This window comes from Promicromonospora sp. NPDC057488, from assembly GCF_042802395.1.
Lineage (GTDB): Bacteria > Actinomycetota > Actinomycetes > Actinomycetales > Cellulomonadaceae > Promicromonospora.
Genome location: NZ_JBHVEG010000030.1, coordinates 14,639 through 27,343, shown reverse-complemented (window position 1 = coordinate 27,343; position 12,705 = coordinate 14,639). Strand labels below are relative to the sequence as shown.

The following is a 12,705-nucleotide window of genomic DNA, read 5'->3' as shown; positions in this document are numbered from 1 at the left end:
TGAGCGGGGACGCCTGACCGTGGCCCGCGTCGACCCCGCCGTCGCCGCGGCGCGCAACGCGGTCCGGGCGGCGCTCGCGGGCCTGGGCCCCGACGACCTGGTGCTCGTCGCCTGCTCCGGCGGGGCCGACAGCCTCGCGCTGGCCGCGGCGACGGCGTTCGAGGCCCGCCGCGTGGGTCGCTCGGTGCGCTCGCGCGGCTACGCCGTCCGCGCCGGCGCCGTCCTCGTGGACCACGGCCTGCAGGCCGGGTCGGCCGACGTCGCCGCCCGCGCCGCCGAGCAGTGCCGGGCGCTCGGCCTCGACCCGGTGCTGGTCCGGTCCGCCGACTGGTCCGGCACGGCGCTCGACACCGAGGGACCCGAGGGGGCCGCCCGGACCGCGCGGTACCGGGCCCTGGAGCAGGCCGCCGCCCGGACGGGGGCCGCGCGGGTGCTGCTCGGGCACACCCTGGACGACCAGGCGGAGCAGGTGCTGCTCGGCCTCGCGCGCGGGGCCGGCGCCCGGTCGCTCGCCGGGATGCCGCGGGAGCGCGGGATCTTCCGCCGGCCCCTCCTCGGCCTGCGCCGCGCGCAGACCGAGGCCGTGTGCGCGGCGTCGGGCCTCGGCTGGTGGACCGACCCCACCAACCTGCTGCCCGACGCCGAGGCCGACGCCGGGGCCGCGGCCGGCGGGTTCACGCCCCTGCGCTCGCTGGTGCGGGGCCGGGCGCTGCCCGTGCTCGAGGACACCCTCGGGCCCGGCGTGGCCGAGGCGCTCGCGCGCACGGCGGACCAGCTGCGGGACGACGCCGACCTGCTGGACTCCCTCGCGGCGGAGCTGCTGGCGCGGGCTCAGGCCGAGAGCGCCGAGCCCGAGGCGGGGGAGCAGGCGCTCGACGCCGAGGTGCTCGCCCGGGCCCATCCCGCCCTGCGCCGCCGGGCCCTGCGCCTCGCCGCGCTCGCGGCGGGCTCCCGGCCCACGGACACCACTACCCGGCACGTCGACGCGCTGGACGCGCTCGTCGTGTCCTGGACCGGCCAGGGTCCCGTGCAGCTCCCGGGCGGGACACGGGCACGGCGCGCGTGTGGCAGGCTTTTCCTGCGCGCCGCGCCGACCGGGAACTCGGACGGCTGGACCGGCGTCAGACCCCCCACCACAACTCAGGAGTGACTCGTGGACCAGTCCGACGTCGGACCCGACCTCGCAGAGGTGCTGCTCACCGAGGAGCAGCTCAGCAAGAAGCTCGACGAGATGGCCGCGCAGATCGACGCGGACTACGCGGGCAAGGATCTGCTCCTGGTCGGTGTGCTCAAGGGTGCGGTCATGGTGATGGCCGACCTGTCCCGCCGTCTGCACCACAAGGCGCAGATGGACTGGATGGCGGTCTCCTCCTACGGCTCGGGCACCAAGTCCTCCGGGGTGGTGCGCATCCTCATGGACCTGCGTTCCGACCTGACCGGGCGCAACGTGCTCATCGTCGAGGACGTCATCGACTCGGGCCTCACGCTGTCCTGGCTGGTCTCCAACCTGCGCTCGCGCGGCCCGGAGTCGGTCGAGATCGCCTCGATGCTCCGCAAGCCGGACGCCGCGCAGGCCGACGTGGACGTGAAGTACCTCGGGTACGACATCCCCAACGAGTTCGTCGTGGGCTACGGCCTGGACTACGCGGAGAACTATCGGAACCTGCCGTTCGTTGCCACCCTGGCACCGCACGTCTACGGGGGCTGACCCCCTCAGCCCACGAGGCGCCGCGAGATGCCCGTCCCCGGCGGTTCGTCGCGTCTGGGCGAGTGTGGTCCAGGAGTCACATGCTCTGGGCGAACACTCGGGGCTCCTCTCAGGGAGACCATGTAGTTTCGACGGATACATACTGCGCGAGCGGAGGGAAACGGGGCCTAGTCCCCGTCGCCGATGAACATCAAGAAGCTTCTGAGTGGGCCCGTCATCTGGATCCTGGTCGCCTTGGTCGTGGTGACGCTGGCCATCTCAGCACTGAACCAGCCCAACGTCTCGCGAATCGAGACGTCACAGGGGATCGAGCTGCTCCAGGGCAGCACGGTGAAGCATGCCCTCATGGTCGAAGGCGAGCAGCGGGTCGAGCTCGAGCTCACCAAGGCGTACAAGTCGACCGAGGGTGAGGGCGACGCCGCCGAGGAGGTCGACCACGGCAAGACGGTCGAGTTCTTCTACACGCAGCCGCAGGGCGACCGGGTCGACGACGCGATCGTGAAGTCCGCCCCGGCCGACGGGTTCGACTCGGAGGTGCCGCAGCCCAGCTTCTGGTCCTCGATGCTGTCCGTGCTGATCCCGTTCCTCCTGATCGGTGTCGTGTTCTGGTTCCTGCTGTCGCGGGCCCAGGGCGGCGGCAACCGGGTCATGGGCTTCGGCAAGTCCAAGGCCAAGCTCGTCAGCAAGGACACCCCGCAGGTGACCTTCGCCGACGTCGCAGGCGCGGACGAGGCCGTCGAGGAGCTCCAGGAGATCAAGGAGTTCCTCGCCGAGCCGGCCAAGTTCCAGGCCGTGGGAGCCAAGATCCCCAAGGGCGTGCTGCTGTACGGCCCGCCCGGTACCGGTAAGACGCTCATCGCGCGCGCCGTCGCCGGCGAGGCCGGCGTGCCGTTCTACTCGATCTCCGGCTCGGACTTCGTCGAGATGTTCGTCGGCGTCGGCGCCAGCCGCGTGCGCGACCTCTTCGAGCAGGCCAAGCAGAACTCGCCGGCGATCATCTTCGTCGACGAGATCGACGCCGTCGGCCGCCACCGCGGCGCCGGCATGGGCGGCGGGCACGACGAGCGCGAGCAGACGCTGAACCAGATGCTCGTCGAGATGGACGGCTTCGACGTCAAGACGAACGTCATCCTGATCGCCGCGACGAACCGCCCCGACATCCTCGACCCGGCGCTGCTGCGCCCGGGCCGCTTCGACCGCCAGGTCGCCGTGGAGGCCCCGGACCTCAAGGGCCGCGAGGCGATCCTCAACGTGCACGCGCAGGGCAAGCCGATGGTCCCCGAGGTCGACCTCGCGGCCGTGGCCCGCCGGACGCCCGGGTTCACGGGCGCCGACCTCGCCAACGTGCTCAACGAGGCCGCGCTGCTCACCGCCCGCAGCGGTGCCCAGCTCATCGACGACCGCGCGCTGGACGAGGCCATCGACCGCGTCGTGGCCGGCCCGCAGAAGCGCACGCGCGTCATGCAGTCCAAGGAGCAGAAGATCACCGCGTACCACGAGGGCGGGCACGCCCTGGTGGCCGCCGCGATGCGGTACACGGACCCCGTCACCAAGGTGACGATCCTGCCGCGCGGCCGGGCCCTGGGCTACACGATGGTCATGCCGCTCGAGGACAAGTACTCGACCACCCGCAACGAGCTGCTCGACCAGCTCGCGTACGCCATGGGCGGGCGCGTGGCCGAGGAGATCGTGTTCCACGACCCGACCACGGGCGCCTCGAACGACATCGAGAAGGCCTCGGCCATCGCCCGCAAGATGGTGACCGAGTACGGCATGAGCGAGCGCGTCGGCGCCATCAAGCTCGGCACCAGCTCGGGCGAGCCGTTCCTGGGCCGTGACTACGGGCACGAGCGCGACTACTCCGAGGCCGTCGCCGGCACCATCGACAACGAGGTGCGCAAGCTCGTCGAGGCCGCGCACGACGAGGCGTGGGAGGTGCTGACCCAGTACCGCGACGTGCTCGACGAGCTGGTGCTGCGCCTGCTCGAGAAGGAGACGCTGAACCAGAAGGAGCTCGCGGACGTCTTCGCGCCCGTCGAGAAGCGCGCGGCGCGCGACGTCTGGCTCTCCAGCGAGCAGCGCACCGTGCACACGCGCGGCCCGGTCCTGACGCCCAAGGAGGTGGCGGCCCAGAACGGCCACACCGACGTGGTGCCGCAGGACGAGGCCGTCGTGGACGCGGCGACGCCGTCGGACAACGCCCACCCAGACTCGTCGAACTGACCGGAGCACCACGATGACCGACGGGTCGATCACACCCTTGTCGACGCCCGTGCGGCGTGCGGCGGACGTCCCGCCGTACGACGCCGCACGGGCCGAGGCGGCAGTGCGCGAGCTCCTCCTCGCCGTCGGCGAGGACCCCGAGCGGGAGGGCCTGCGTGAGACGCCGGCCCGCGTCGCCCGGGCGTACCGGGAGATCTTCGCGGGCCTCCGGCAGGAGCCCGAGGACGTGCTGACCACCACCTTCGACCTCGGTCACGAGGAGATGGTGCTGGTCAAGGACATCGAGGTGTACTCCACCTGCGAGCACCACCTGGTGCCGTTCCACGGCGTGGCGCACGTGGGGTACATCCCGAACGTGGACGGGCGCATCACCGGGCTGAGCAAGCTGGCCCGGCTGGTCGAGGTCTACGCGCGCCGACCGCAGGTGCAGGAGCGCATGACCACGCAGATCGCGGACTCGCTCGTGGAGATCCTCGAGCCGCGCGGCGTGCTGGTCGTCGTCCAGTGCGAGCACCTGTGCATGTCGATGCGCGGCGTGCGCAAGCCCGGCTCCCGGACCGTCACCTCCGCGGTGCGCGGTGTCATGCGGGACGGTGCGACGCGAGCCGAGGCGATGAGCCTCATCCTCGGGAAGTGACGGTGTCCGCCGTCCCGCCCCACATCGCCCGGGACGCCCGGGTGCACGGCCTGCCCGAGCTTTCCGGGGCAGGCCGTACCCTCGTCATGGGTGTGGTCAACGTCACGCCGGACTCGTTCTCGGACGGCGGCGAGTGGTTCGAGCCGTCGGCCGCCGTGGCGCACGGGCTGGAGCTGCTCGGCGAGGGCGCGGACATCCTGGACGTGGGCGGGGAGTCCACCCGGCCCGGGTCCGTGCGCGTGCCGCAGGACCAGGAGCTGGCCCGGGTGCTGCCCGTGATCGAGCAGCTCGCCGCGCGCGGCGCGGTCGTGAGCGTGGACACCACGCGCGCCGCCGTCGCCGAGCGCGCCGTGGCCGCCGGGGCGCGCATCGTGAACGACGTCTCGGGTGGCCTCGCCGACCCCGAGATGGGGCGCGCCGTGGCCGAGACCGGTGCCGCCTACGTGGCGATGCACTGGCGCGGCCACGCGGACGTCATGGACGACCTCGAGGTGTACGACGACGTCGTGGCCGACGTCCGCGACGAGCTCGCGGCCCGCATGGCCGCGCTGCACGACGACGGGGTGCGGCCCGACCAGGTGATCCTCGACCCGGGCCTGGGCTTCGCCAAGGCAGGCGTGCTGAACTGGCCGCTGCTGGCCCACCTCGACGCGCTCCACCAGCTGGGGCGGCCGGTGCTGGTCGGCGCCTCCCGCAAGCGGTTCCTGGGCCACCTGCTCGCCGACCCGGCGGGGCGTACCGCTCCGCCGCGGGCGCGCGACGACGCGACGGCCGCCATCTCGGCGCTGTCGGCGGCCGCGGGCGCCTGGTGCGTGCGCGTGCACACCGCACGGGCGAGCGTGGACGCCGTCAAGGTCGCTGCCGCGTGGTCTGCCGCGGAGGGCGCACCGCGGGTAGGGTCGCCGGGTACCTCTTCCCCATCCGCACCGGAGGCATTGACTTCCACCGTGGCCTTGACCACAGAATCGTGGACGGCCGGGGGACAAGACATGCCAACCTGGCAGGATTCCGGTGCACGCAACGACGATGGGGGAGGACCACGGTGACCACAGCGTTCGGAACGGGCGTCACAGGCCCGGACGGCCGCGCGCTGGACCAGATCCAGCTGAGCGGCGTGAGCGCGCGGGGGTACCACGGTGTGCTGCCGTCCGAACGGCAGACCGGCCAGGAGTTCCGGGCCGACGTCGTGCTGTACATGGACACGCGCCCCGCTGCCGCCGGTGACGACCTGGCGCAGACCGTGAGCTACGCCGACGTCGCGGCCGACGTCCACGACATCCTGAAGGGCGACCCCGCCGACCTCATCGAGACGGTCGCCGAGCGGATCGCCGCCGCGGTGCTGGCGCGCCCGCAGATCGAGGCGGTGGACGTGCGCGTGCACAAGCCGCACGCGCCCATCCCGGTGCCGTTCGCCGACGTCGAGGTGGCCATCCGCCGCGACCGCACGCGCATGCCCGTCGTGGCCGTGCCGGCGGGGCTGCTCGCCGCGCACCCGGTGCCGGAGCCGGTGGCCGAGGCCGCCCCGGCCGAGCCCGAGCCGCAGGACTTCGAGCCCGTGGCACGCCCGGTCGCCGAGGAGCCGGAGCCGTTCCGGCCCGAGCCGTACGAGCCCTACCAGCCGGCCGAGCCCTTCCAGCCGGCCGAGCCGGCGCAGTTCGGGTCCGAGCCGTTCGGGTCCGAGCAGTTCGGCGCCGAGAAGTACGAGGCCTTCGAGGCGGAGCCGCTCGTCGAGCGCGCCCCCGCCGCCCCGGCGGTGGAGACCCCCGTCGAGGAGCCCGAGCCGCTCCCGGTGCCCGAGCTCATCGCCCCCGAGCCGCTGCAGGTCATCCCCGCGGCGTGGGAGGTGCAGGCCGAGGCCCCGGCGGAGGCCGAGCAGCGCCCCGGCAAGGAGCCCGTGTTCCAGCAGGGCGACCAGTTCCAGCAGGCCGAGCAGTTCAAGGCCGAGCCCGCCTTCGAGCCGGAGCCCGTGTTCGAGCCGGTCCAGCAGTACGAGTCCCTCCAGGGTCTCGACCAGCAGCCGGGCCCCGACCAGCCGAACGCCTTCGAGCCGCAGCAGTCCTACGAGCCGGCCCAGCCGGCGTTCCAGCAGCAGTCGTTCGAGCAGCCGCAGTACGAGCAGCCGCAGTACGAGCAGCCGCAGTACGAGCAGCCGCAGCGCGACGCGCAGCCGAACCAGTACGACCAGATGTTCGAGCAGCAGTACGACCAGGGCGACATGGAGGCGACCCGCGTCTCGGCGGCGGTCCCCGACTCCGCCGTCGGGCAGCCGGAGCCGGTGTTCGCGCAGGAGCAGCCCTACCAGGCCGAGCCGCGCGACCGGTTCGACGAGATGCCCGCCGGGTACGTGGACGTGGTCATCGCGATCGGCGCGAACCTCGGCGACCCGCAGGCCACCATGCGTTCGGCGGTCGCCGAGCTGGACCGCGTGCCGGGCGTGCAGATCACCGACGTCTCGCCGCTGGCCCGCACGGCCGCCGTCGGCGGGCCGGAGGACCAGCCCGACTACCTGAACGCCGTCCTGCTGGCCCGCACCACGCTCTCGGCGCGCGGGCTGCTGCACGCGTGCCTGGAGGTCGAGAACCTGCACGGCCGCACCCGCGACGAGCGCTGGGGCGCCCGCACGCTCGACGTCGACCTGATCACCTACGGCACCCTGACCGACGCCGCCGAGGACATCGAGATCCCGCACCCGCGGGCGCACGAGCGTGCCTTCGTCCTGGAGCCCTGGTCGCAGATCGCCCCTGAGGCCCTGCTGCCCGGCCTGGGCGGCGGTCCCGTGGGCCAGCTCGCGGCGACGGCACCCGACCGGACCGGCATCCGCTGGCTCGCGCTCGACTGGCTGACCGACCCCGAGCCCGAGCAGGGTGGCGGCACCACGGCCTCGAACCACCCCGCGGTGCCCGACGACGCCGGGCAGGACGCCCACCCCGTCGAGATGCCCCCGGCCCTGCCGCCGTCGCTCCCGCCGAGCGGGCGCCCGCAGGCCTCGCCCGGCGGCCCCGTGGTCGAGGTGCCCGGCGGCGGCCAGCCGCAGACGCACCACAGCGGTCCCGTGGACCTCGACGGCCCGAACGGCAGCCCCCAGGACCCCTACCAGGGCGGTCACCCGCAGGCCTACTCCAGCGGACCCGTTCCGGGCCCGGGCGGCTCCGTGCCGATCCCGCACCAGGCCCAGGCGGCCCCCCTGCCCCCGCGGCCGGCCCAGCCGATCGGTGTGCCCGGCAACGGGGCCGTCGTGCCGCCCCCGGAGGAGGCGCTCGTCCCCGCGCCGATCGCGCCCCGCGCGGTCCGGGACACGGCGCACGAGGAGCCGGAGCGCGAGACGCCGCCCCCGGCGTCCGCGGCGCCGGCCAAGCCGGTGTTCGCCCCGGTCAACCCGTCGCGGCAGCAGAGCGGCGTGTTCCCGCCGATGAACGGTGCCCCGCAGGAGCCCGCCGCACCCGTGTTCGCCCCGGTCGGCAACCCGCCGCAGGGCGCGCCGGAACCGGCGTCGAACGGGCACTCGAACGGCCAGCCCGCCGGCCACTCGAACGGGCAGCTCCCGGGCTACGACAACGACCACACCGTGATCCGGGTCCCCGGCTACGCGACCGAGCAGTCGATCGCGTCGTCCGACGGCCCGATCGACTCGGTGCCCTCCTGGGTGCCGGTCCGGGACGAGCGGGGGCGCGACGCCTGAGATGCGCAGAACCCCGGTCAGGACCCTGATCGCAGTCCTCGTCGCGGTCGCCGTCGTCGGCTGGCTCGTGCTGCGGGCCCTCGAGTCGCGGGGCGTGTACCTGCCGGTGGTGCCCTGGCTCGTCGACGTGGCGATCCTGGCGCTGGCCGGCGTGGTGTTCTGGATGGGCTGGGCCGTGCGGGCCTACCAGAAGGGCAAGCGGCCCTCGCTCGACGGCATCCGGGCCGCCCGGACGCTCGTCCTGGCGAAGGCCGCCGCCCTGACGGGCGCCCTGCTCGGCGGCTGGTACCTGGCGCAGGTGCTGGTGGTGCTGGGCGACCTCGCGATCGAGCCGCGCCGCGACCGCGCGGTGGCGGCGGGTATCGCCGTGCTGTGCTCGGTGGTGCTCGCCGTGATCGGTCTCGTGGTGGAGAAGTTCTGCGAGCTGCCGCCGTCCGACAAGGACCGCAGCGGCTCGGAGGAGGGCGAGTCCCCGGCCCCGGCCTGAGGCCCGCTACCCAGCGCAACCGGTCTGCGGAACAATGGCCATCATGACCAGCCCATTCGAACCGCACGACGTGACCTGGAACAGCGTGTCCCCGCGACTCGTGACGGCCCGGCTGGTCCCGGGCACGATCAGCCTCGGGATCCCGGCGGTCGCGGGTGTCGCGCTCGCGGTCACCGTGAGCCCCTGGTTCTGGATCCTCGCCGGGGTGCCCGCCGTCTTCCTGCTGTGGTCGATCCTCCTGGTCCCGCGCCAGGTCCGGGCGATCGGCTACGCCGAGCGCGACGACGACCTCCTGATCCGCAAGGGCGTCATGTTCCGGTCGATGGTCGTGGTGCCCTACGGCCGCATGCAGTACGTGGACGTCGAGGCGGGCCCGCTCGACCGCAGGCTCGGCCTGGCCAAGGTGCAGCTCCACACGGCGTCCGTCGGCACGGACGCCCAGATCCCCGGCCTGCCCCCGGACGAGGCGGCGCGCCTGCGTGACCGCCTGGCGTCCCGTGGCGAGGCCCGGCTGGCGGGGCTGTGAGCACGCCGGAGCACGAGGTCGACCGGGCCCCGGCGCAGCCCACCCAGGACACCACCGAGGAGCTCGAGTGGCGGCGCGTCCATCCCATCACCCCGCTGGTGCGGGGCTGGGCGGTGGTCGGCGCCGCCGTGGTGATCCTGGGGCAGCAGAGCCTCGACGGCGGACCGCGCGGCGGCCTCATCACGCTGGTGTCCAGCGGCTACTGGTGGACGCTGCTCGTCGCGCTGGGCGCCGTCGCCCTGGTGGGCTGGGGCTACTCGGCGCTGGCCTGGCGCATGACGTCGTTCGCCGTCGGCGAGGAGACCGTGCACCTGCGGCGCGGCATCCTGTTCCGCCAGCAGCGGCACGCGCGGCTGGACCGGCTGCAGTCGGTGGACATCCGGCAGCCGCTGGTGGCCCGGTTCTTCGGGCTGTGCGAGCTCACGCTGGAGACGGCGGGCGGCACGGACTCCGGCGTCGCCATCGGGTTCCTCAAGGGGTCCGACGCCGACGAGCTGCGCGCCGAGCTGCTCGCCCGCGCCGCGGGTCTGAAGGTCGCCGGCAAGCGGCCGGCGGTCGCCCAGGCGCCGTCCGACACGGCGGCCGCCCCCGAGGGCGCGCCGGTCGCGGACCTCGCCGCCGGGCCCGACGCCGAGGCGCCGCTGCCCGTGGGCAGCCTCGAGGCGCCCCAGGTGCCCGTCCTCACGGTGCCGCTGGGCCGCCTGATCGCCTCCGTGGTGCGCTCCGGCGCCATGATCACGCTGCTCCTGTGGGCGGCCGGGGTCGTGGTGGTCATGATCGTCACGGGCGAGTTCGCCGTCATCTCGGCGTCGCTGCCCGCGGTGCTGGGCGCCGGCGGCTACCTGTTCAACCGGGTCACGGGCGAGTTCGACTTCCGGGTGGCCATCTCGCCCGACGGCGTCCGCCTGCGGCACGGCATGCTGGAGACCCGCTCCCAGACGATCCCGCCCGGCCGCGTGCAGGCCGTCCGGCTGGTGCAGAGCGTGCTCTGGCGGGACCGCGACTGGTGGCGCGTCCAGCTCAACGTCGCCGGCTACGGCGGGGGCGAGAGCGAGGAGAAGAACAGCGTGCTGCTCCCGGTCGGCACCCGCGAGGAGGCCCTCACGGTGCTCTCCCTCGTGCTGCCCGACCTGGGCGTCGACGAGCCGCGCCGCGTGCTCGACGCGGGCCTGGACGGTGACTCGCGCAACGAGAGCAGCTACGTCACCGCGCCCCGGCGCACCCGCATACTGGATCCGGTGGCGTGGCGCCGCAACGGGTTCACCGTGACCGGCCGCGCGCTGCTGATGCGCCGGGGCCGCATGGTCAAGATCCTGGACGTGGTGCCGCACGAGCGCACGCAGTCGCTGGCCCTGAGCCAGGGCCCGTGGCAGCGCCGGCTCGGCGTGGCCTCGTTCCAGGTGCACTCCACGGAGGGCCCGGTGCACCCGGAGGTGCCGCACCTGGACGCGGCGGACGCGGCGCGGCTCATGACCGAGCAGGCCCGGCGCGCCCGCACCGCACGTGCGGCTGCGGGCCCAGAACGATGGATGGAAAGACAGGGGGAGTGACCGGTGAGTGACCCCGACGAGGTGGGCCGCAGGCCCGGCCGGCTGGGTGTCGGTGTGGTCGGAGCGGGTCGCGTGGGGGCGGTGCTCGGCAACGCGCTGCGCGCCGCCGGCCATGCGGTGGTCGGCGCGAGCGGCATCTCGGAGGACTCCCGGGAGCGCATCGAGACGCTCCTGCCGGGAGTGCCCAACCTGGAGGTGCCCGACGTCCTGGAGCGGGCCGAGCTGGTGCTCCTCGCGGTGCCCGACGACGCCCTGGGCCCCCTGGTCTCCGGCCTCGCCGACACCGGGGCCTGGCAGCCGGGGCAGCTAGCGATCCACACGTCCGGCCGCTACGGCACGGACGTGCTGGAGCCCGCCCGGGAGGGCGGCGCGATCCCGCTCGCGATCCACCCCGCGATGACCTTCACGGGCACGTCGCTCGACCTGGCGCGCCTGGAGGGCTGCACGTTCGCCGTGACCGCGCCCGCGCCGGTGCTGCCCATCGGGCAGGCGCTCGTGGTCGAGATCGGCGGCGAGCCGGTGGTCGTGGACGAGCACGCCCGCGGCCTCTACCACGCGGCCCTCGCGCACGGCGCGAACCACCTCGTGGTGCTCGTGGCGCAGGCCGCGCAGGCGCTGGAGGCGGCCGGCGTGGAGCTGCCCGGCCGGGTGCTCGCGCCGCTGCTCTCGGCGGCCCTGGAGCAGGCGACCCGGTCCGCGGACGCGCGCGACGGCGTCGGGCCGGGCGCGATCTCCGCGCTCACCGGACCGGTCTCCCGGGGCGACGTCGGCACCGTGCGCAGCCACCTGACCGAGCTCAGCGCGCTGGCCGCCGCCAGCGGCGCCACCGACATCCCCGACAGCTACACCGAGCTCGCCCGCGGGGCCACGCGCCGCGCGCTGGCGAGCCACCGCATCGGCGACACCGCCGCACAGGCCCTCCTGGACGCGCTCGACGGCGCCAGCGGGGAGTCGCACGCCGGAAGGAAGAAACAGTGAGCACCGAACCTGCCCAGCGCACCCCGCTCGTGGTCCGCACGCGTGAGGAGCTGCGCGACGAGCAGATGCGCTGGGCCCTCGCGGGGTCCCTGGAGGCCGGCGACGAGCCCGGCCGGCGCGCCGTCGTCATGACGATGGGCGCCCTGCACGAGGGCCACCTGGAGCTCGTGCGCCGGGCGCGCGCTGAGGCCGGCCCGGCCGGCCAGGTGGTCGTGACGATCTTCGTGAACCCGCTCCAGTTCGGCGCGGGCGAGGACCTGGACAAGTACCCGCGCGACCTGGACGGCGACGTCGCCAAGCTCGCGGAGGTCGGGGCCGACGTCGTCTTCGCGCCCACGCCCGACGTCGTCTACCCAGAGGGCGACCCGGTGGTGCGCGTGTCCGCCGGCCGGATCGGCGAGGTGCTGGAGGGCGCGTCCCGGCCCGGGCACCTGGACGGCGTGCTCACCGTGGTGCTCAAGCTGCTGCACCTGGTGCGGCCCGACGTCGCCCTGTTCGGCGAGAAGGACGCGCAGCAGCTCCTGGCCGTGCGCCGCATGGTGCGCGACCTGGAGGTCTCGGTCGAGGTGGTGGGCGTGCCGACCGTGCGGGAGAGCGACGGGCTGGCCCTGTCCTCGCGCAACGCCTACCTGTCGCCGGAGGAGCGGGAACGGGCGCTGGCGCTGTCGCGCGCGCTGCGGGCGGGGGCCGCCGCCGCGGACCGCGGCGCGGCGGGTGTGATCAACGACGCGCGCGAAGTGCTGGACGGCGCCGACGGCGTCGTGGTCGACTACCTGGCGCTCGTCGACCCGGTGACCGTGGACGCGGTCACCGACGACTTCTCCGGCCCCGCGCTGCTGCTCGTGGCCGCACGGGTGGGTTCCACCCGCCTGATCGACAACCAGGCCGTCGAGGTCTCGCCAGAGGTCCAGAGGTAA

Annotated in this window: 11 protein-coding genes; all 11 read left to right on the top strand. The window is 74.2% G+C overall.

The genetic code is table 11. The features are described from left to right. Positions 1–19 precede the first annotated feature (19 nt). The 11 genes from tilS (at position 20) to panC (ending at position 12,705) form a co-directional block, all read left to right on the top strand. Positions 20–1,150, top strand: a complete 1,131-nt coding sequence (gene tilS, locus ACFU5G_RS08810; protein WP_377242824.1) for a tRNA lysidine(34) synthetase TilS — start codon at positions 20–22, stop codon at positions 1,148–1,150. Positions 1,151–1,153: 3 nt separating this feature from the next. Beyond that, positions 1,154–1,708 carry a hypoxanthine phosphoribosyltransferase gene (gene hpt, locus ACFU5G_RS08805; protein WP_121386529.1) on the top strand — a complete coding sequence of 185 codons (555 nt, stop codon included), beginning with the start codon at positions 1,154–1,156 and terminating at the stop codon, positions 1,706–1,708. A gap of 183 nt (positions 1,709–1,891) precedes the next feature. Further along, positions 1,892–3,931, top strand: a complete 2,040-nt coding sequence (gene ftsH / locus ACFU5G_RS08800) for an ATP-dependent zinc metalloprotease FtsH (protein WP_377242822.1) — start codon at positions 1,892–1,894, stop codon at positions 3,929–3,931. A 13-nt stretch (positions 3,932–3,944) separates the two neighbouring features. Beyond that, complete coding sequence (gene folE / locus ACFU5G_RS08795; protein WP_377242820.1) at positions 3,945–4,568, top strand: GTP cyclohydrolase I; 624 nt, start codon at positions 3,945–3,947, stop codon at positions 4,566–4,568. Beyond that, entirely contained in the window at positions 4,565–5,614 is a 1,050-nt protein-coding gene (folP, locus tag ACFU5G_RS08790; protein WP_377242818.1) for a dihydropteroate synthase, read from the top strand. The genes folE and folP overlap by 4 nt, the downstream gene beginning before the upstream one ends. Continuing rightward, a complete protein-coding gene (gene folK / locus ACFU5G_RS08785; RefSeq protein WP_377242816.1) occupies positions 5,611–8,247 on the top strand; it encodes a 2-amino-4-hydroxy-6-hydroxymethyldihydropteridine diphosphokinase in 2,637 nt (878 codons plus the stop codon). Before folP ends, folK begins: the two co-directional genes overlap by 4 nt. 1 nt (position 8,248) lies before the next feature. Next, positions 8,249–8,734 carry a DUF3180 domain-containing protein gene (locus ACFU5G_RS08780; protein ID WP_377242814.1) on the top strand — a complete coding sequence of 162 codons (486 nt, stop codon included), beginning with the start codon at positions 8,249–8,251 and terminating at the stop codon, positions 8,732–8,734. Positions 8,735–8,768: 34 nt separating this feature from the next. Continuing rightward, on the top strand, positions 8,769–9,260 hold the full coding sequence (locus ACFU5G_RS08775; protein ID WP_377242812.1) for a PH domain-containing protein: 492 nt from the start codon (positions 8,769–8,771) through the stop codon (positions 9,258–9,260). Beyond that, the gene (locus ACFU5G_RS08770) at positions 9,257–10,810 is read left to right on the top strand and encodes a PH domain-containing protein (protein ID WP_377242810.1); all 1,554 of its coding nucleotides are present in this window, start codon (positions 9,257–9,259) and stop codon (positions 10,808–10,810) included. Before ACFU5G_RS08775 ends, ACFU5G_RS08770 begins: the two co-directional genes overlap by 4 nt. A gap of 3 nt (positions 10,811–10,813) precedes the next feature. After that, entirely contained in the window at positions 10,814–11,788 is a 975-nt protein-coding gene (locus ACFU5G_RS08765; protein ID WP_377242808.1) for a Rossmann-like and DUF2520 domain-containing protein, read from the top strand. Further along, entirely contained in the window at positions 11,785–12,705 is a 921-nt protein-coding gene (gene panC, locus ACFU5G_RS08760; RefSeq protein ID WP_377242806.1) for a pantoate--beta-alanine ligase, read from the top strand. The genes ACFU5G_RS08765 and panC overlap by 4 nt, the downstream gene beginning before the upstream one ends.